General features: G+C 64.3%; 17 protein-coding genes. 8 read left to right on the top strand and 9 right to left on the bottom strand.

Annotated features, from left to right (window positions below):
* Window positions 1-3: 3 nt before the first annotated feature.
* From JQ572_RS11860 to JQ572_RS11890, 7 genes are all read right to left on the bottom strand, one after another.
* Window positions 4-2,220 (bottom strand): ABC transporter permease, encoded by a 2,217-nt coding sequence (locus tag JQ572_RS11860; protein ID WP_211383185.1) that lies wholly within the window; start codon window positions 2,218-2,220, stop codon window positions 4-6.
* Window positions 2,213-2,995, bottom strand: coding sequence for an ABC transporter ATP-binding protein (locus JQ572_RS11865; RefSeq protein ID WP_211383186.1), 783 nt, complete (start codon window positions 2,993-2,995; stop codon window positions 2,213-2,215). The genes JQ572_RS11860 and JQ572_RS11865 overlap by 8 nt, the downstream gene beginning before the upstream one ends.
* On the bottom strand, window positions 2,988-4,076 hold the full coding sequence (locus JQ572_RS11870) for a branched-chain amino acid ABC transporter permease (RefSeq protein WP_211383187.1): 1,089 nt from the start codon (window positions 4,074-4,076) through the stop codon (window positions 2,988-2,990). Before JQ572_RS11870 ends, JQ572_RS11865 begins: the two co-directional genes overlap by 8 nt.
* Before the next feature lies 1 nt (window position 4,077).
* The gene (locus tag JQ572_RS11875) at window positions 4,078-5,088 is read right to left on the bottom strand and encodes a branched-chain amino acid ABC transporter permease (protein WP_211383188.1); all 1,011 of its coding nucleotides are present in this window, start codon (window positions 5,086-5,088) and stop codon (window positions 4,078-4,080) included.
* Window positions 5,089-5,289: 201 nt separating this feature from the next.
* Complete coding sequence (locus JQ572_RS11880; RefSeq protein WP_211383189.1) at window positions 5,290-6,117, bottom strand: helix-turn-helix transcriptional regulator; 828 nt, start codon at window positions 6,115-6,117, stop codon at window positions 5,290-5,292.
* Window positions 6,118-6,246: 129 nt separating this feature from the next.
* Window positions 6,247-7,497: an ABC transporter substrate-binding protein gene (locus tag JQ572_RS11885; protein WP_211383190.1), complete on the bottom strand. Its 1,251-nt coding sequence runs from the start codon at window positions 7,495-7,497 to the stop codon at window positions 6,247-6,249.
* A 200-nt stretch (window positions 7,498-7,697) separates the two neighbouring features.
* Entirely contained in the window at window positions 7,698-8,456 is a 759-nt protein-coding gene (locus JQ572_RS11890; protein WP_211383191.1) for an SDR family NAD(P)-dependent oxidoreductase, read from the bottom strand.
* 168 nt (window positions 8,457-8,624) lie between these two features.
* On the opposite strand from JQ572_RS11890, the gene JQ572_RS11895 reads away from it, so the two are divergent.
* The 8 genes from JQ572_RS11895 to JQ572_RS11930 all read left to right on the top strand — a co-directional run bounded on the left by JQ572_RS11895 (window position 8,625) and on the right by JQ572_RS11930 (window position 17,089).
* The gene (locus JQ572_RS11895; protein WP_211383192.1) at window positions 8,625-9,884 is read left to right on the top strand and encodes an extracellular solute-binding protein; all 1,260 of its coding nucleotides are present in this window, start codon (window positions 8,625-8,627) and stop codon (window positions 9,882-9,884) included.
* A gap of 2 nt (window positions 9,885-9,886) precedes the next feature.
* Window positions 9,887-10,828 carry a carbohydrate ABC transporter permease gene (locus tag JQ572_RS11900; protein WP_211383193.1) on the top strand — a complete coding sequence of 314 codons (942 nt, stop codon included), beginning with the start codon at window positions 9,887-9,889 and terminating at the stop codon, window positions 10,826-10,828.
* Window positions 10,821-11,669 carry a carbohydrate ABC transporter permease gene (locus JQ572_RS11905; RefSeq protein WP_211383194.1) on the top strand — a complete coding sequence of 283 codons (849 nt, stop codon included), beginning with the start codon at window positions 10,821-10,823 and terminating at the stop codon, window positions 11,667-11,669. Before JQ572_RS11900 ends, JQ572_RS11905 begins: the two co-directional genes overlap by 8 nt.
* A 22-nt stretch (window positions 11,670-11,691) precedes the next feature.
* Window positions 11,692-12,789, top strand: coding sequence for a Gfo/Idh/MocA family protein (locus tag JQ572_RS11910; RefSeq protein ID WP_211383195.1), 1,098 nt, complete (start codon window positions 11,692-11,694; stop codon window positions 12,787-12,789).
* 10 nt (window positions 12,790-12,799) lie between these two features.
* On the top strand, window positions 12,800-13,444 hold the full coding sequence (locus JQ572_RS11915; RefSeq protein WP_211383196.1) for a ThuA domain-containing protein: 645 nt from the start codon (window positions 12,800-12,802) through the stop codon (window positions 13,442-13,444).
* A complete protein-coding gene (locus JQ572_RS11920; RefSeq protein WP_211383197.1) occupies window positions 13,441-14,490 on the top strand; it encodes a LacI family DNA-binding transcriptional regulator in 1,050 nt (349 codons plus the stop codon). The genes JQ572_RS11915 and JQ572_RS11920 overlap by 4 nt, the downstream gene beginning before the upstream one ends.
* A gap of 353 nt (window positions 14,491-14,843) precedes the next feature.
* The gene (locus JQ572_RS11925) at window positions 14,844-15,899 is read left to right on the top strand and encodes a sugar phosphate isomerase/epimerase family protein (protein ID WP_211383198.1); all 1,056 of its coding nucleotides are present in this window, start codon (window positions 14,844-14,846) and stop codon (window positions 15,897-15,899) included.
* Between the two features lie 14 nt (window positions 15,900-15,913).
* Window positions 15,914-17,089, top strand: a complete 1,176-nt coding sequence (locus JQ572_RS11930) for a Gfo/Idh/MocA family protein (protein ID WP_211383199.1) — start codon at window positions 15,914-15,916, stop codon at window positions 17,087-17,089.
* 99 nt (window positions 17,090-17,188) lie between these two features.
* On the opposite strand, the gene JQ572_RS11935 is transcribed toward JQ572_RS11930, so the two are convergent.
* Both JQ572_RS11935 and JQ572_RS11940 read right to left on the bottom strand, forming a co-directional pair.
* Window positions 17,189-17,893, bottom strand: coding sequence for a DUF1275 family protein (locus JQ572_RS11935; protein WP_211383200.1), 705 nt, complete (start codon window positions 17,891-17,893; stop codon window positions 17,189-17,191).
* Window positions 17,894-17,903: 10 nt separating this feature from the next.
* The gene (locus JQ572_RS11940; protein WP_211383201.1) at window positions 17,904-18,686 is read right to left on the bottom strand and encodes a 3-hydroxybutyrate dehydrogenase; all 783 of its coding nucleotides are present in this window, start codon (window positions 18,684-18,686) and stop codon (window positions 17,904-17,906) included.
* Between the last annotated feature and the right edge of the window lie 2 nt (window positions 18,687-18,688).

Consider the following 18,688-nt stretch of genomic DNA (forward strand, 5'->3'; position numbering starts at 1 on the left):
CGGTCACCTCGCTAGTCTCCGGCGCACCCCGGAGCGGCCGAACAGCGTTCGGAAAGCGCTCACGACGATCGAGGCGAACTCGGGATCGTTGATGTTTTGCTTGACGCGGATGAGCTGGCGGTTGCCGGTCTGCCGCACCGTGCGCTCCAGCGCGCGGAAGAGTGCGGCGTCGGCCTCTGGATCCCAGAACGGCTGGCCGCGGGCATCGAGTGCAGAGACGCCGCCCTCGGGCAGGAAGAAGCGCACCGGCCCGTCCATCTGGTTGAGCCGCTCGCCGATCCAGCGGCCCATGCGCTCGTTCTCCTCTGCGGTGGTGCGCATCAGCGTCACCTGCGGATTGTGGACGTGGAACTTTCGCGTGCGGTAATGTTCGGGAATGGTGTCCGGCGCGCCGAAATTGACCATGTCGAGCGCGCCGACCGAGCCGACATAGGGCACGCGGGTGCGGATGATCGCACTGAGGCGATCGTCCGTCGCCGGAAACACGCCGCCCATCAGGAGGTCGCAGATCTCGGTTGTCGTAACATCGACGACGCCTGCGAGTTGGCCGGACTCGACGAGCTTCTCCATCGCGCGGCCGCCGACGCCGGTGGCGTGAAACACGAGGCATTCGAAGTCCCCGCCCAAATCGCCCGCAATCTTCTGGACGGCCGGCGTCGTCACGCCGAACATGGTGATGCCGACGGCAGGCAGTCCGGTGCTGGCCGCCCGCTCCCTGGCCTCGCGCTGATCGAGGCGCGCCCTGACCATGCCCGCGATCGCGTTGGCACCGTTCGACAGCACTGCGCGCGAAATCGAGTTGAGCCCCTGAACGTCGGTGACCGAGTGCATCATGGTGATGTCGGCAGGACCGACATAGGGCCCGACATCGCCGGAGGCGACGGATGAAATGATCAGCTTGGGCACGCCGACGGGCAGGGTACGCATGCCCGGTGCAACCAGTGATGCTGCGCCAGATCCGCCCGCCGAAATCACGCCTGCGATGCTACCCTGGCGCCGCAGCCAGTTGGCGAACGCTTCCGCCATTGCCGTGACCGCGACGCCCCGATCTGGCACGAACACGGCCGATCCGCCGCGGCCGTGGTTGAGCGCGATTTCCTGCGCGGAGACGTCGCAGCTTGCCTGCTTGCCGCTGGTGGAGACGTCGACCAGCCGCGTGCGCAGCCCGGTGGCGGCGATGATGTCGCGGACGAAGCGCAGCTCGGTGCCCTTGGTGTCGAGCGTGCCGACGACCAGGACGACCGGCGGCCCTGACGACGGGGACGTCGTCGGCTCGAGCCTGCGCCGCGCCGTCTCGTCGAAGCGCGCAACCTGCGTCGAAAGCGTGCGTGCGGCCGCTTCGATCCGTGCGATCGGTGCGGGTTGGGACCAGCGTGTCGGCGGCGTCGGGTTGGAGATGTAGATCCGGATCGGGCCGCTCGGTCGGGTGGCCTGCGGCGTCGGATTCGCCTCGGCGCCTGCCGCCGGCACGTCGAGATCTGGCGTAAGCTCGGCATGCAAGCCGACGCCGAGCAGACGCTGCTGCAGCTCGCGGTCGGCGGCCAGCCGCGCCGACTCGATGATGCGATTGATGCGGCCGTTGACCATGATTGCGACGTTGCGCGAGACCGCGGTGGCGACACCGATGTTCTGCTCGATCACGAGCACGGCCATGTCGCCGTCCTCGCCGAGCCGCAGCAGCATCTCCTCGACCTGGGCGACGATGACGGGCGCGAGCCCTTCGGTCGGTTCGTCCATGATCAGGAGTTGCGGATTTGTCAGCAGGGCGCGCGAGATCGCGAGCATCTGCTGCTCGCCGCCGGAGAGCTGGCCGCCGCCATGGCTCTTGCGTTCGGCCAGCCGCGGAAATGTGTCGTAGATGCGCTCGACGGTCCAGGCGCCGGATCGCATTCCGCCGGCGAGCCGCAGGTGCTCGTCGACGGTGAGCGAGCGCCAGAGTCGGCGGCCCTGCGGCACATAGCCGACGCCAAGCCGGGCGATTTGCGCCGGTGGCCGCCGCGTGATGTCCTCGCCGCGAACGCGGATCGAGCCACCGCTCACGGGCACAAGGCCCATGATGGCCTTGCACAGCGTGGTCTTGCCCATGCCATTTCGGCCGACGACGGAGAACACGCCGGCATCGAGCGAGAGGTCGACGCCCTGCAGCGCGTGCGAGTGGCCGTAATAGACGTCGAGGCCCCGGACCTCGAGGGCTGCGGCGCTGCGGCGGGCCTCATTCATGGCCGCCTCCGAGATAGAGTTCCTGCACCTCGGGATCGGACTGGATCTCCTGCGGCAGGCCTTCCTTGAAGATGCGGCCGTTGTGCATCATCGTGACGCTCTCGACGACGCGCAACGCCACGTCCATGTCGTGCTCGATGATGATGTAGCCGATATGTGCCGGCAGCGAGGTCAGGATCTCGACCAGCTCGGCGCGCTCGGTCGGCGAGAGCCCGGCGGCCGGCTCGTCGAACAGCACGAAGCGTGGCGCTCCGGCAAGGGCCAGCGCGATCTCGAGCTGACGCTGCTGGCCGTGCGCGAGCTCGGCGACGCGCTGGTCCTTGACCGCAGCCAGATGCACGGCGTGCACCAGACTGTCGGCTGCGTGCATCAGTGCGTCGTTCTGGCCGGGACGCAGGAACGAGAACCGTCCGCGCGAGACGCCGCGGCAGGCGAGGTAGACGTTGTCCTGCACGGTGAGGCCGGGAAACAGGGCGGAGATCTGATAGGTGCGCCGCAGCCCGCGCCGGATGCGCTCATAGGGCGGGAAGTGCGTGACGTCCTCCCCGAAGAATCGGATGGTGCCGGACGAGGGCGGGAAATCGCCGGTGATGCAATTGAACAGCGTGGTCTTGCCCGCGCCATTGGAGCCGAGCACGGCCCGGCGCTCACCGGGGCGCACCGTGATGGTGACATCGGTCAACGCCGCAAGCGCGCCGAACAGCCGCGTCACGCCGCGAAGTTCCAGCGCTGCACCGGCACCGACGGCGGAGAGGCGTTGCGCGACGCTATCCATGACCGTGTCCTCCGGCCGGCCGGTTTGCGGTCGGACGCCGGCCCTGGCACCAGCGCTGCCAGAGGCCGATGACGCCGTCCGACGACCAGAACACGATGGCGAGGAAGCCAAGCCCGATCAGCAGGCGGAAACGGTTGCCGTCGAGCCCGATCTTGACCAGGAAGTCGAGCGCGAAGGTGCGCAGCAGGACGAAGACCAGCGCGCCGATATAGGGACCGATCGGCCGCGTGATGCCGCCGACGACGGCGATGATGAGGACGTCGATGCACGCGCCGACACTGACCGAGCCTGGCGAGATCTGGCGGTAGTTCCAGACCTGGAGCACGCCGGCGAGGCCCGCGATGAAGGATGCCACCGCATAGGCCGCGACGCGGTGCGCATTGACGTTGAAGCCAAGCGCGGCCATGCGGCGCGGATTGTCGCGCACGCCCTGAAGCGCCAGGCCGAACGGGGCCCGCGAGATGTAGTCGACGGCGAAGTAGCACAGCGCGGCGACCGCGAGCACGATATAGTAGAACGGGATATCCGAGCGCCAGTTGACGCCCCAGAAGTGCGGCGTGGCGACGGTGTTGATGCCGGTGTGGCCGTTGAAGATCGCCCAGTTCTGGTTGGTGAAGTAATAGAACGCCGCGCCGATCGCGAGCGTGATCATGATGGTGTAGATGCCCTCGGTGCGCACCGCGAGCGCGCCGCCGAGCGTGCCGAAGATGGTCGCGAGCGCGAGTGCCATCGGGACGGCGAGCCACCACGGCCAGCCCAGGCTGATATTGGCGTTGCCGCTGACGCCGAACACCGCGACCATGTAGGCGGCAAAGCCCGCGATGGTGAGCTGCATCAGGCTGACCATGCCGCCATAGCCGGCCAGGAACATGAGGCTGAGCGCGATGGTGCCGAGGATCAGCGTCGTCGCAAAGATCTCGATCAGGAAGAAGCCGTTGGCGATCAGCGGCATGATCAGGAGGATGACCGCCACGACCCAGGCCGCGGGATTGTTGATGTCGGGCCACCCTCGCACGGCGGGCCGCTGGCCCGTGGAGGCGGGCTTGTGAATCTGGACGCGGGCGTCATGGGTGACGGACATGTCAGCGCCTCGCAAGCAGGCCCTGCGGCCGAAGCGCCAGCACCAGCACCATGATCAGGAATGTCACGACGATGGCGTAGGTCGGGATGTAGACCGAGCCGAGCTGCTCGGCGAGGCCGATGATCAGCGCGCCGAGCGCGGCGCCGGGAATCGAGCCCATGCCGCCCACGATCACGACCACGAGCGAGGCGAGCAGGAAGCGGATGTCCTCGCCGGGCGAGAGGGACTGAAAAGTGCCGCCGACGACGCCGGCGATGCCGGCAAGCCCTGCGCCGAGCGCGAACACGAGCACGAAGACGATCTGGATGCGTACGCCGGTTGCGGCGAGGATGTCGCGGTCGTCGACGCCGGCGCGGATGATCATCCCGATCCGGGTGCGGTTGAGCGCGAGCCACATCGCGATGCCGATAATGACGGAAGCCAGGAAGATCACGAGCCGCACCAGCGGATAGCGCAGGTACACTGGCTCGCCCGAGGATTTCACCGCGGTGATCAGCGGCAGCTCGATCGGGCCGATCAGCCAGTTCGGGGTCTGAATCTGGTAGAAGTCGCCGCCGCAGGCCCACAGCATCAGATCGGCGAACACGATCGAGAGCCCGATGGTCACCATGGTCTGGCGCAGATCCTGGCCCTCCATGCGGCGGAAGACGAGAACCTGGAGCAGGACGCCAACCAGTGCAGTCATGAAGAAGGCGACGATGAACGAAAGGATCCAGGAGCCGGTCGAGGCGCTGATGGCATAGCCGACATAGCCGCCGAACAGATAGAGCGAGCCGTGCGCGAGGTTGACGTTGCGCATCAGGCCGAAGATCAGCGTAAAGCCGCTGGCCACGAGAAAATACAGACCGCCAAGCGTGATGCCGTTGAAGAGCGCATTGAGGAAGACCCGCTTGCGGCCGATTGTCTCTTCCAGTGCCGGCGGCCACACCGCGAAGATGAGCCAAAGCGCCACGGCGACAGCGATGATGACGATCAGCGCCCAGGCGGGATGGCGCTCGACAAAGCGGGTCATGATTGCCGCTCCGTCTTAACGTCACTCCAACTCTCGCCCCAAAAGCAGGGCGAGGGAGCACGCAGACCGTCACCGGCCGCAAGCCCTGCCATGAACGTGCGCTCCCTATCGAGCGCGATCCTCTTTTCGGGACCGCGTTCCGCACATCCTAATGAGACTGCAAGGGAGGTGCTTGATCGACAGTATCTTTTCGCGCGCCCCTCAGGCTCGCAAAACCTTGGCGGCGCGGCGATAATCGGTCGGGGCCATCCCGACATTGGCGGCGAAAAAGCGCGTGAAACCGCTTTGCGAGGAGAAGCCGAGATCGAAGCCGATATCGGCGATCGGCGCCTCGCTCGCCACCAGCGCCTCCAGCGCCTGCTCCATCATCAGCGTGTTGAGATAGAGGTGCGGAGTGACGCCGGTCTGGGTACGGAACAGGCGGTAGAAATGCGGTCGCGACAGGCCGGATTCGCGGGCGATGGTGTCGAGCTCGATCTCGGCGCCGGGGCTTTCCGACATCATCTTGATGCACTTGCGCACGCGAAAATCGGTGACGGAGCCGTTTGCGCGCGGATCGCGCGCGGCCTCCGCCTGTTGCCAGCTCTCGTCGTAGCAGATGTCGATCAGCCTTCTCAGCTCGCCATCGAGGCTATTGAGCGAGGGTGCGCCGCACACGAGGGCGGCTGCGTGCCTGATATGCTTGTCCAGTGCGATCGACCGCGTGAACTGGGTACGGCCGAAGCGCAGGCGGTCGGTACCCGGTGCATCGGGCGCAAACCACTCCGCATTGACATAGAGCACGAAGAAAACGGCGCCGCCTTCGAGATCGGACGGCAGGAAATTATGCGGCTCCCATGGATTGACCGCGACGACGGAACCTTCGGTGAGCTCGTAACGTCCATCGCTGACATCGATGCATGCGGGACGCCCCCCGACATGGAAGATCAAATGACCTTCACGATGCGCGTGGATGTTGAAAGGGCGGTTCAACTGATAGACCGTCGCCCGGCCGAAGCGGCCGTGGAAGACGGCGAGCGCCCGGCTCATGCCTTCCCTCCCAGAAGCTCTTGTTTTTTTTTATAGCGTTCAACAACCGGGGAGAGAATGCAAGGGCGCAGGAGTCGCGCTCTTTGCAAATCTCTCCCCGGTCAGTCATCGCTCGCGAACGAGACTACGTCAGTACTTCTTACATTCTGGTACTGTACGGCTTGGCAAACCGATCTTGGCGAATACCGCAGGGTCGTAGCCCAGCGTCTGGTTGACGTTGGGAATCACCTTCACGACCTTCGAGAACAGCGCGCCCTTGCCGTCGTCGACGACTTCGGTGACGAAGTTTGTGCCGATCGCCTGTCGGTTGGAGTCGAGCTTGATCTTGCCGTTGGGCGCGTCGAGCTCGATCTTGGCAAGGGCTTCCTTGTACTTGGCCTGGTTGTTGGAGAGATCGCCATTGACCTGACGCAGCGCCAGGATCAGCGCCATGGTCGAGTCGTAATAGTTGGTGGCGAGCAGCGACGGGCTCGGGAAGCGCTTGTTCGGCGGGAAGGCGTCCTGATAGTTCTTGACGAACTTCTGCCAACTTGGATCCTCCCAGGTATCGGCCTGACCGCTCGCGGCCAGCGTGCCGACCAGCGCGTTCTTGGCGTTGCCCTTGGACGAGAGAATGGTCTGGTCGATCATGATCGAGCCACCCATCAGATGCGCCTTGCCGCCGGCCTGCTGGTACTGGTTGAGGAAGTTGACGGCGTCGGCGCCGCCGAGGCCGAGATAGATCGCGTCGACATCGTCGGGCAGCGCCGCGATGACCGAGGCAAAGTCCTTGGTGCCGAGCGGCACCCATTGCCGGTTGGTGACCTGTCCGCCGGCGCCGCAGAACTCGAGCACGAGGCCGAACACCTGGGTGTAGATGAAGGAGTAGTCCTCGCCGACGGTCGCTATCTTGCGATACTTCTTTTCTTCATAGGCGTATTTGCCGAGGCCCACCTGCCATTGTGCGCCGTCCATATTGTAGCGGAAGAAATTCGGGGCGGGGTCGACATAGGTCGTTTCCTGGGCACCCGAAGCGGCGTTGATGAAGGTCAGCTCCGGATGGGTCTTTGCGAAATTCTTGACGGCGATGCCTTCGTCACCAGACAGCGGCGACAACAGGATCTGCACCTTGTCCTGCTCGATCAGTTTTCGCACGGCACGAACCGCGGAATCGGGCGTCGCGTCGGTGGACGCGATGACGAATTCGAGCTCCTTGTCGCCGACCTTCTTGCCGAGCACGTTGAGCGCCGTCTGGAAACCGCGGATACCGTCTTCGCCGAGCACGGTGTAGGTGCCTTCGAGCGTTGCGGTGACGCCGACCTTGATCTTTTCCTGGGCGATCGCTGCGCCCGAAAGAAACAGACTGCTCAGCGCGAGCAGTCCCATACTGCATTTCGACATTGTGCTCCTCCCTGTGTCGTCGCTTTGTTGCCGCGCCGAACCGGGCGCGACGCCCGTGGCTCTCGAACGGCCCGCGGCTTTGGAGGGAAGCTAGCCGAAGTCGAACGCGGCGCCTGCGTGGGCGCCTCGTCCGGTTTGACGGGCAGTCTCATTTTTGAATGTTGCGGCGCAAGTGGTTTTGCGGTGCAACTCGAAGCATCTCACACCCAGCCGCCATCCACGATGTAGTGCTGAGCGGTGCAGGCGGAGGCCTCGTCTGACGCGAGGAAGACGGTGAATTTGGCGACCTCATCGGGTACGAGCTTGCGCTTAAGGCATTGCCGCTGCATCAGCTCGACCTCTCCCTGTGGCGTCATCCATTTCTCGAGCTGGCGCTCGGTCATGATCCAGCCCGGCGCTATCGCGTTCACGCGGATATTGTAGGGACCGTAGTCGCGCGCCAAAGAGCGCGTGAGGCCGATGACGCCGGATTTGCTTGCCGTGTACGCGGCCATGCCGCCTTGTCCGGCGATCCATGACACCGAGCCGAAATTGATGATGGCGCCGGCATTCGCCGCCTTCATGTCCGGCAGCACGGCTTGCGCCGCAAAGAACTGGTGCTTCAGGTTCACCGCGATGCGGTCGTCCCAATACTCCGGCGTCACCCCCTCGGTCTCGTGCCGTTCGTCATGCGCGGCATTGTTGACGAGGATACTGATCGCGCCGTGCGCGTTTCGCGCCTCCGCGACACCCGCGCGCAACGCGGCGATGTCGGTCAGGTCGACGCGCTGGAAATGCGCAGCCAGACCTTGATCCGACAACTCGCGTGCGAGGCGTTGGCCTTCGTCGGTCTTGATGTCGAAGAATACGACGTTGGATTTCTGCTGCGCGAAGCGCCGCACGATCGCAGCGCCAATTCCCGATGCGCCACCGGTGACGAGAACGACCTTGCCGGCGAGGTCGGAATAAACGGCGGCCATGGGCACCTCTTGTGTTGCGTTGTGGGCGGTGCGAGGCGTCGCCCGATTCTGCCGCAGACCTTAGCCATTTCGGTCGTGAGGTTCATAGATCAGAATTTTAGTTGCGTACCTCAAAAATCGAAGGCAGGATTGCAGCCAAAGAAATAAGAGCCTGTTGGGAGGGATGTGATGAGACTGCTCGGGAAGCTGGGACTCGCCGCTGCCGCATGCCTGCTTTGGGCCAACTCTGCCGCAGCCGACACAACCGTGAAATGGCTGCACATCGAGGCCAATCCGGCCCAGGTGAAGATCTGGGAGGAGGTTGCGCGTGCCTATGAGGCGTCGCATCCGGGCGTCAAGGTCGAGATGCAGTTTCTCGAGAACGAGGCCTACAAGGCCAAGCTGCCGACCATCCTGCAATCCAGGGATCGGCCGAACATCATCTACAGCTGGGCCGGTGGCGTTCTGAAGACGCAGATCGAGGCTGGTGTCCTCGACGACATCACCGATTCCGTGAAGGGTTACAGCGACAGTCTCACGCCGGCTGCGCTGGCCGCCTTCACCAGCAATGGCCGCGTTTATGGTCTGCCGACCGCGCTGTCGCAGGTCGGCTTCCTCTGCAACAGGGAACTGATGGCCAAGGCGAAGGTCGATCCTGCGGGGATCAAGAGCTGGGATGACCTGCTTGCCGCCGTCAAGGCGTTGAAGGCCGCCGGCGTTACGCCGATCGTGGTCGGCGGCGCCGACAAATGGCCGTTGCACTTCTATTGGACGCATCTCGCCGTGCGGATCGGCGGCAAGCCGGCCTTCGACGCGGCGCTGCGCGGCGAGAATGGCGGCTTCGCCGGCGAAACCTTCCAGAAATCCGGCGAGCTGTTCAAGCAGCTCGTCGATCTGCAGCCGTTCCAGAACGGTTTCCTGGGCTTCAAGAATCCGCAGGCGGTCGGCTATTTGGGCGACGGCAAGGCGGCAATGACGCTCGCCATCAGCACCGTCTATCACTTGCAGCGCGCGCTTGCCGCCGACAAGGTCGGCTTGAGCGAGGACAAGATCTGCTGGTTCGACTTTCCGGTCGTATCGGGCGGCAAGGGTGCGCCGACGGATACGCTCGGCGGCATCACCGGCTGGCTGATTACCAAGGACTCGCCGAAGGAGGCGGTCGATTTCCTGAAGTATTTCGTCTCGAAGGACGTGCAGACGCGGCTTGCGGCGGGCAATTTCATCATTCCGGTGGTGCAGGGCGCGGATGCGGGCCTCAACAATTCCTTCATGAAGCTGATCGCGGCCAACCTGACGAAGTCGAACTACCACCAGAACTTCTATGACCAGAGCCTCGGCCCCTCGGTCGGTCGCGTCGTCAACGATGTTACTGCCGAAATCGCCGGCGGCAGCATGAGCCCGCAGGACGCCGCCAAGGCGATCGAGGCGGCCTGGAAGCAGGGCAACTGACGGTGGCGCGACGGATCGCGAGCGCGCCGGCGATGAGCGTTGCGCAGACATCGTTCTCGCCGACGGCGGTCCGCGGTCCAGGGTGGGACGGCCGTTTCACGGTGCTGATCCTGTTCCTGCCGCCGGCGCTGCTGTTGTTTACGCTGTTCGTGGTCCTGCCGATCGGCGAGGCCGCCTGGTATTCGGCCTTCAGCTGGAACGGGTTTGGCCGGCCGACCAACTGGATCGGCTTCGACAATTACCGCTTCGTGCTGGAGACACGCGCCTTCTGGCTCGCGCTGCGCAACAACGGGCTGATCATCGCGGTCTCGGTGCTGATCCAGCTGCCGCTGGCGCTCACGCTCGCGCTGATGCTCGCCGAGCGCTTTCGCGGCGCAGTGGCGCTGCGCATGCTGTTCTTCATGCCCTATATCCTGGCCGAGATCGCAACCGGGCTGATCTTCTCATTCGTCTATGACGGCGATTATGGCTTGGTCGCCTCGATCTGGCGCACCTTCGGCGCCGAGCCGCCGCATCTGCTGGCCTCGACCGATACGGCGATGCTGGCGGTGCTGATCGTCGTCGTATGGAAGTATTTCGGCTTCCACATGATGCTGTTCATCGCCGCACTCCAGGGGCTCGACAAGAGCCTGGTCGAGGCCGCCACCATCGACGGCGCGACGCGGTCTCAGACGCTCCGCCACGTCGTCGTTCCACTGCTCTATCCGACGATCCGGCTCTCGGTGTTCTTCGCCATCATCGGCTCGCTGCAGCTTTTCGATCTCGTCATGCCGTTGACGCGCGGGGGACCCGCGGATTCCTCCAACACGATGGTGAGCTTCCTCTACAACAACGGCATCTCCCGCATGCGCGTCGGCTACGGCAGCGCCATCGGCGTCATCCTGTTCGTGATCTGCGTGACCTTTGCCTTCACCTACAAGCGTTGGTTCATGCGCGATGAATGATGCCGAGACCACCCGTACGCCGTTCGATCCCGCCATCCTGTTCAAGGCGCTGTTTCTCGCCGTGATCGCCGTCCTCGTGCTGGTGCCGCTGCTTGCGACCCTGCTCGGCGGTTTCAAGTCGCTCGGTGAGCTGCGCGTCAATCCGTTCGGCCTGCCCAGGCACTGGGAATGGCAGAACTATGCCGACATCCTGTTCTCGGCGCGCTACTGGCAACTGCTCCGCAACTCCCTGGTCATCTCGACGCTTGCGGTGATCCTGACCCTGATCGTGGCCTCGATGGCGGCGTTCACCTTCGCCCACGTCAAGTTCTACGGCAGCTCGATGCTGCTGAGCTACCTGACGCTCGGCCTGCTGTTTCCCGCCGCGACCGCGGTGCTGCCGCTCTTCATCAAGGTGCGAGATCTCGGCTTGCTCGATACCTATTTTGGCGTTGCGCTGCCGCAGGTGGCCTTCAGCCTCGCGATGAGCGTGCTGCTGCTGCGACGTTTCTTCAAGGACATCCCTTATGAACTGCTGGAGGCTGCGCTGGTCGATGGCTGCAGCTATATCAAGTTCTTCCGTTATGTGACGTTGCCCTTATCAAGGCCGATCCTGGCGACCGTCGGCACCATCACCTTCGTCAATAGCTGGAACGCCTATCTGCTGCCGCTGGTGATGCTCAATACCGACGCGCTCTATCCCTGGCCGCTCGGTATCATGGTCTATCAAGGCGAGTATTCGTCCGAGTGGCACCTGATCCTGGCCTTCATCACGCTGACCATCCTGCCGACGGTCATTCTCTTCCTGCTGGCGCAGAAGCACATTGTCGCCGGCCTCACCGCGGGCGCGGTCAAGGGATGAACGGCATCTCACGGAGATCACAATGAGAAAAGTAGGTGTTGGAATTATCGGCTGCGGCAATATCAGCACCGCCTATCTGAAGGCGGCCCAGCGCTTCCCGGTCATGGAAATCAAAGCGCTCGCCGATATGCGCAGCGATGCCGCGGAACGCCAGGGCGCAGCCTTCGGCCTGCCGGGGGTGCGGGTCGATCAGTTGCTGAAGCGTGACGACGTCGAGATCGTCATCAATCTAACGGTGCCGCTCGCCCACACCGACGTCAGTCTCGCGGTGCTCAATGCCGGCAAGCACGTCCACTCCGAGAAGCCGCTCGGCATCAACGTCGCGGAAGCCCGCAAGGTGATGGACCTCGCCGCGCAGAAAGGCCTTCGCGTCGGTTGCGCGCCCGACACTTTCCTCGGTGGCGGACACCAGACCGCGCGCAAGCTGATCGACGACGGTGCGATCGGCACGCCCGTTGCGGGCAGCGCCTTCTTCGGCTGTCCCGGTCACGAGCGCTGGCATCCGGCGCCGGGCTTCTACTATTTGCGCGGCGGCGGGCCGATGCTGGACATGGGACCGTATTACGTCACCGATCTCGTGCAGTTGCTCGGCCCGGTCGTGAGCGTGATGGGCTCGACCTCGCGCCCGAAATCCGAGCGTCTGGTCACCAGCCAGCCGATGAACGGCACACTGATTCCCGTCGAGGTATCGACCCATGTGGCGGGCACGCTCGAATTCGAGAGCGGGGCGGTCGTCTCGATCGCCATGAGCTTCGACGTGCCGAAGCACCGGCACGCGCCGATCGAGATCTATGGCGACAAAGGCAGCATGCTGGTGCCGGACCCGAACCGGTTCGGCGGCGAGGTGCAGGTGGCGAGGACCGGCGGTGAATGGGAGACGGCGCCGCTGACGCACGGCCACGTCGACGGCGAGTTTCGCTCGATCGGTGTCGCCGACATGGCTGCCGGGATCCTGAACAACCGGCCGCACCGCGCCAGCGGTGCGTTGGCTTTCCACGTGCTGGAGGTGATGGAGGCGTTCCAGACCTCCGCCGACGAAGGGCGGCGCGTCGAGATCGAGAGCCGCGTCGAGCGGCCGGCGATGCTGCCGGCCGGACGCGAAACCGGACAGATCGACTGAGGACATGAACATGCGCAAGGCAATGATTGTTTGGGGCGGTTGGCCGGGACACGATCCGGACCTGTGTGCCTCGATGATCCGCGGCTGGCTCAAGGCGGAAGGCTTCGAGGTGCGGATCGAAACCACGACCGCGGCGTTCGCCGACCCCGCGATTCACGATCTGTCGCTGATCATCCCGATCTACACCATGTCGAAGATCGAAAAGGCGGAAGCGCTCAATCTCTGCGCGGCGGTGCGCAGCGGTGTCGGTCTCGCCGGCCATCATGGCGGCATGTGCGACGCGTTCCGCGATTCCGTCGATTACCAATTCCTGTGCGGCGGACAGTGGGTTGCGCATCCCGGCAACATCATCGACTACAAGGTCGACTTGACGAAGCCGGATGATCCCATCATGAAGGGTCTGAAGAGTTTCGAGCATCGTTCAGAGCAGTATTACATGCATGTTGACCCCGCCAATGAGGTGCTGGCGACGACGACCTTCACCGGCGAGCACGCGCCCTGGATCGAGGGCGTGGTCATGCCGGTGGTCTGGAAGAAGCTCTACGGGACGGGCAGGGTGTTCTATTCCTCGCTCGGCCACCGCGCCTACGAGCTCGACGTACCGGAGATCCGAACGTTGATGACGCGCGGCATGTTGTGGGCGGCGCGGGAATGACAGCCGGTGCGACGCAGCCGGCGGTTCGCGCCACGCTGGAGGACGTCGCGCGTGCGGCGGGCGTTTCGCTCGCCACCGTCGACCGCGTCGTCAACCGGCGCGAGGGCGTGCGCGCCAAGACCGTCGCGCGTGTCGAGGCCGCGGTGGCAAAACTCGGCTATCGGGGTGATGTCGCGGCCGCGCGGCTCGCGCGCGGACAGACGTTCCGCTTCGCCTTCGTGCTGCCGAGCGGCAGCAACAGCTTCATGACCAATCTGGCCGAGCAGGTCCGGCGCACCGCGGACTGGCTCGCCGGCCATCGTGGCTTTATCGATATTCTCCACGTCGACGTGTTCGATCCGGATGTACTCGCCAGTGCGCTGGAAGACCTGTCGCCGGCCTATCAGGGGGTCGCCGTCATCGCGCTCGACCATCCCAGGGTGCGCGCGGCGATCGACGAACTCGTCGCCCGCGGGGTCGCCGTGGTGACCCTCGTGTCGGACGCGCCGAGCTCGCGCCGGCTCCATTATGTCGGAATCGACAACCCGGCCGCGGGGCGAACTGCGGCAACGCTGATGGGACGCTTCCTCGCGGGCCGCGAGGGAACGGTTGCCGTGATCGCCGGATCGTTGTCGCTGCGCGATCACACCGAGCGGCATTTCGGCTTCCACCAGATCCTGTCCAGCGAGTATCCGAACCTGCTCGCGTTACCGGCCATCGAGGGCCGCGACGACGCCGCGCGCACGAGGGAGCTCACTGCCGCGCTGCTCGCGAGCCATGTCGATCTTCGTGGCATCTACTGCTGCGGCGCCGGCAATCGTGGCATCGCCGATGCGCTTGAGAGCTCGGGACGCGCGCGCGAAGTGGTCTGGATCACTCATGAGCTGACCCGGTATACGCGGCGTTTCCTGGTCCACGGCACGCTCGACGCAATCATCAACCAGGATCCCGGCCACGAGGCGCGGTCTGCGGCGCGAGTCCTGCTCGCGCATTGCTCGGGCGAGCCCATCAGCCCCGACCAGGAGCGCATTCGTATCGACATTTTTCTGCGAGACAATCTGCCGTAATTTCGAACCCGTCGTTGATGCGCGGGTCTTCAGCGGTTTGAGCACCGTGAACGTCGATCGTCGAACGAGCTTACAAGCGTGCGCAGGATCAGCTGGATGCAAAGCTATCAAGTCGGCAAAGGTGTGCGCGTCGAGCGACCGGCTCCGCTGTCCGACCTCGAGGCGATGGCGTTGTGTGGCGGGGAGACGGTCTGAAGCCGGGATTGTGCCCGGCTGCGATTGCCCGATCTCAGCATTGAGGTGAAATGCCCGCCCGGTCTACGGGAACCAGCAAGGGGAGACGAGTTTTTGGTGGTGTATCGAACTCAGCGGGCGCGTGCTGCTGGAGCGTTCAGGGTAGAAGGAAGCATTCGATGAAGATGATCAAAGGACCGGCGATATTCCTCGCTCAGTTCGCTGCCGACGCGGCGCCGTTCAACTCCTTCGATTCGATCTGCGGATGGGCCGCCGCGCTTGGCTACAAGGGGGTCCAGATTCCGAGCTGGGATGTGCGGCTCTTCGACCTGAAGAAGGCTTCGGAATCGCAGGACTACGCCGACGAGGTGAAGGGTATCGCAGCCCGTCACGGCCTTTGTATCACCGAGCTCTCGACCCATCTCCAGGGGCAGCTCGTCGCCGTTCATCCGGCCTATGACACGGCGTTCGACGGCTTCGCTGCACCTGAGGTTCGCGGCAACCCGAAGGCGCGCCAAGAGTGGGCCGTCGACCAGGTCAAGCGCGCGATCCTGGCCTCCAGGCGTCTCGGTCTCACGGCGCACGCAACCTTCTCAGGGGCACTTGCCTGGCCCTACATCTATCCATGGCCGCAGCGTCCGGCCGGCCTCGTCGAGGCCGCCTTCGACGAGCTCGCGAAGCGCTGGCGGCCGATCCTTGACCATGCGGACGAGCAGGGCGTCGATCTCGCCTACGAGATCCACCCTGGCGAGGATTTGCACGACGGTGTCTCCTACGAGATGTTCCTCGAGCGGGTGAATAACCACAAGCGCGCGAACCTGCTCTACGACCCATCGCACTTCGTGCTGCAGCAGCTCGACTACCTCGACTACATCGACATCTACCACGACCGCATCAAGGCTTTTCATGTCAAGGACGCCGAGTTCAACCCGACCGGTCGCCAGGGTGTCTATGGCGGGTTCCAAAGCTGGGTCGACCGTGCCGGCCGCTTCCGCTCGCTGGGCGACGGCCAAGTCGATTTCGGCGCCATCTTCTCGAAATTGACGCAGTACGACTACGGGAGCTGGGCGGTGCTCGAATGGGAATGCGCGCTGAAGCATCCCGAGCAAGGTGCACGCGAGGGCGCGGAGTTCATCGAAAACCATATCATCAGCGTCACCGAAAAGGCGTTCGACGATTTCGCAGGTTCCGGTACGAACCAGCAGGCGAACCGCAAGATGCTGGGCATCTCCTGAGCGAGGGGAAAAATATGGCTATCGAAGCAAGCAATGAAGCTGGCGGTCATCGTCGTATCCGGCTCGGCATGGTCGGTGGCGGCCAGGGAGCCTTTATCGGTGCCGTACACCGTATTGCGGCCCGTATCGACGACCAGTTCGAGCTCGTTGCCGGCGCGCTCGCGTCTGATCCGGTTCGGGCCAAGGCCTCGGCGAAGGAGCTCGGCATTGCCGACCATCGCGCCTATGGCTCCTTCGAAGAGATGGCGAAGCTCGAAGCCGCGCGAGCGGACGGCATCGAGGCCGTCTCGATCGTAACTCCAAATCACACGCACGGCCCGGTCGCCAAGTCCTTCCTTGAAGCCGGCATCCACGTCATCTGCGACAAGCCGCTGACGACGACCGTCGCGGAAGCCGAGGAGCTGGTGGCGCTCGTCGGGAAGAGCGGCAAGGTGTTCGTGGTGACGCACAACTACACGGGCTATCCGATGGTCCGGCAGGCCCGCGCCATGGTCGCGAATGGCGACCTCGGCGAGATTCGGCTGGTCCATGCCGAATATCTCCAGGACTGGCTGACCGAGCGGTTGGAGGCAAGCGGCCACAAGCAGGCGGCATGGCGCACGGACCCCGCCCGGTCCGGCGCCGGTGGATGCATCGGTGACATCGGTACCCACGCCTACAATCTCGCCTGCTTCGTCACCGGGCTGGAGCTCGACGAATTGCTCGCACAACTTTCGACCTTCGTTGAGGGACGGCGCCTCGATGACGATGTCCAGATCCTGCTCAGGTGGAAAGGCGGAGCCAAGGGCATGCTCTGGGCGAGTCAGGTCGCCGTCGGCAATGAGAACGGCCTCACCTTGCGCGTCTACGGCAGCAAAGGTGGCCTCGAATGGGCGCAGGAGAAACCGAACCATCTCTGGTTCACGCCCTACGGCCGGCCGAAGCAGCTCCTGACCCGGGGCGGCACCGGCGCCTTGGGTGAGGCGAGTAGGGTCACCCGCGTCCCCTCCGGCCACCCCGAGGGTTACCTTGAAGGTTTTGCGACTATCTATGCCGAGGCGGCGCGCGCCATCCGCGCGGCAGAGGCCGGCCAAAAGCCGGATCCTGAGGTGATCTTTCCAACCGTTGAGGAGGGCCTGGCAGGGGTGAAGTTCATCGACGCTGCCGTGAAGTCCGCCACACGCAAAGGTGCCTGGGTTCGGATGACCTAACCTCTGACGCGTCGGCCATGAGGCAGTCGGTCGATACCGGCGCTCGCTGCGATGAAAGGGCTCATCTTGGCGTCACGATTGGTACTCCGCCATCTGCCGTTAACGCACCCCAATTGCAACGGCAGCCAGCGCCGTCGGGAGAGACCAGGCCCAATCTCCCGTCAACGAAACCGCGGCCGCGGCAACGACACATCCCAGGAGAAATCCGAGCAAGCGATCCAGCGAGCGGTGCAGCGGCGTTGAATCGTGCGGCAGTAGGGGATGGCGCACCGAGAGCAAGTCCATCGCTGACAAGACGGCATTGGCGAGATTACCGGTCATCACCGCCGTCGAAATCGCGCCAGGCACGGCGAGGCGAAGGAGCGCGTACTGGCAGGCCATGGCGGACACAGCCATCATCGCCGCCCAGCCGGCCCGCACACCAATCGGATCGATGGATGGCTTCGCAATGACGCTGAAGATCAATAGCGCGGCAAGCACAAGGAATTGAACCAGAAGCAACAGCCGCGCCAGACTCGGCCCGTGCCTCTGGGAAGCGCGGGCGATCAGCCCGACGGTGGCCAGGGCCAGCACGAAGACCGGAATCGCCAACAACTGGGCGCAATGAAACGAGCCGCCGTCGACGGCAACGACGGTGGCCAGCACGATATTGCCGGTCACATGGGCCGTGAAGATATGGCCGAGGGTGGAGAAGCCGGTGAAGTCGACCATTCCGGCGATGACGCTGAGCAACGGTGGCAACCGCGCCTCGAGGCGCGACAGCTCCACTGCGTCGTCAGATGAATCAGCCGACCTTTGCAACATGAGAGAGCCTCTATTGCGCGGTCCAGCCACCGTCGACCGAGATCGCTGTGCCCGTGATCTGATCGGCGGCGGCCGAGCACAGGAAAGCCACGGTGGCCCCAAGCTGTGCCGGAGAGACGAATTCGAGGGATGGCTGCTTCTCGGCCAGCAGGTCCCTGGCGGCTTCCTTTTGGCCGATGCCTCTTTGCGCCGCGATGTCGTCGATCTGCTTGTCCACCAACGGCGTTCGTACCCATCCAGGACAAACCGCATTGCAGGTCACGCCGCTTCCGGCGGTCTCCAGGCCCACCACTTTGGTCAAGCCGACCAGCCCGTGCTTGGCAGCGACGTAGGCCGCCTTGTGTGTCGACGCGACGAGGCCGTGGGCTGAAGCGATGTTGACGATCCGCCCCCAGCGCTGCGTCTTCATCTGCGGCACGGCCGCCGCGATGCCGTGGAACGCCGCCGACAGGTTGATGCCCAGAATCGCGTCCCACTTGGCGGCCGGAAAATCTTCGACCGGCGCGGTGAACTGGATGCCTGCATTGTTCACGAGAATGTCGAGGCGCCCGAACTTGTCGATCGTCGCGGCAATCAGGCCGCGCACGGCGTCTGCCTTCGACATGTCCGCGCCGTCGTAGACGACACGCACCCCAAGCTCGCGCGCAATTCCGCTGCGGATTGTCTCGATTTCGCCGGCATCGCCGAAGCCGTTCAAGACGAGGTCCGCTCCGAGCCCGGCCAACTCTCTGGCGATGCCGAGCCCGATGCCGCTGGTCGATCCGGTCACGATGGCAACCTTGTTCTTCAACATGG

Origin of the sequence: Bradyrhizobium sp. SZCCT0153 (genome assembly GCF_018129995.1) — a bacterium.
Classification (GTDB): domain Bacteria; phylum Pseudomonadota; class Alphaproteobacteria; order Rhizobiales; family Xanthobacteraceae; genus Bradyrhizobium; species Bradyrhizobium japonicum_G.

Bases quoted from the DNA above. Each gene is read 5' to 3' on its own strand.
- JQ572_RS11860 (WP_211383185.1), bottom strand. From the start codon at position 2,220: ATGAATGAGGCCCGCCGCAGCGCCGCAGCCCTCGAGGTCCGGGGCCTC.
- JQ572_RS11865 (WP_211383186.1), bottom strand. From the start codon at position 2,995: ATGGATAGCGTCGCGCAACGCCTCTCCGCCGTCGGTGCCGGTGCAGCG.
- JQ572_RS11870 (WP_211383187.1), bottom strand. From the start codon at position 4,076: ATGTCCGTCACCCATGACGCCCGCGTCCAGATTCACAAGCCCGCCTCC.
- JQ572_RS11875 (WP_211383188.1), bottom strand. From the start codon at position 5,088: ATGACCCGCTTTGTCGAGCGCCATCCCGCCTGGGCGCTGATCGTCATC.
- JQ572_RS11880 (WP_211383189.1), bottom strand. From the start codon at position 6,117: ATGAGCCGGGCGCTCGCCGTCTTCCACGGCCGCTTCGGCCGGGCGACG.
- JQ572_RS11885 (WP_211383190.1), bottom strand. From the start codon at position 7,497: ATGTCGAAATGCAGTATGGGACTGCTCGCGCTGAGCAGTCTGTTTCTT.
- JQ572_RS11890 (WP_211383191.1), bottom strand. From the start codon at position 8,456: ATGGCCGCCGTTTATTCCGACCTCGCCGGCAAGGTCGTTCTCGTCACC.
- JQ572_RS11895 (WP_211383192.1), top strand. From the start codon at position 8,625: ATGAGACTGCTCGGGAAGCTGGGACTCGCCGCTGCCGCATGCCTGCTT.
- JQ572_RS11905 (WP_211383194.1), top strand. From the start codon at position 10,821: ATGAATGATGCCGAGACCACCCGTACGCCGTTCGATCCCGCCATCCTG.
- JQ572_RS11910 (WP_211383195.1), top strand. From the start codon at position 11,692: ATGAGAAAAGTAGGTGTTGGAATTATCGGCTGCGGCAATATCAGCACC.
- JQ572_RS11915 (WP_211383196.1), top strand. From the start codon at position 12,800: ATGCGCAAGGCAATGATTGTTTGGGGCGGTTGGCCGGGACACGATCCG.
- JQ572_RS11920 (WP_211383197.1), top strand. From the start codon at position 13,441: ATGACAGCCGGTGCGACGCAGCCGGCGGTTCGCGCCACGCTGGAGGAC.
- JQ572_RS11925 (WP_211383198.1), top strand. From the start codon at position 14,844: ATGAAGATGATCAAAGGACCGGCGATATTCCTCGCTCAGTTCGCTGCC.
- JQ572_RS11930 (WP_211383199.1), top strand. From the start codon at position 15,914: ATGGCTATCGAAGCAAGCAATGAAGCTGGCGGTCATCGTCGTATCCGG.
- JQ572_RS11935 (WP_211383200.1), bottom strand. From the start codon at position 17,893: ATGTTGCAAAGGTCGGCTGATTCATCTGACGACGCAGTGGAGCTGTCG.
- JQ572_RS11940 (WP_211383201.1), bottom strand. From the start codon at position 18,686: ATGTTGAAGAACAAGGTTGCCATCGTGACCGGATCGACCAGCGGCATC.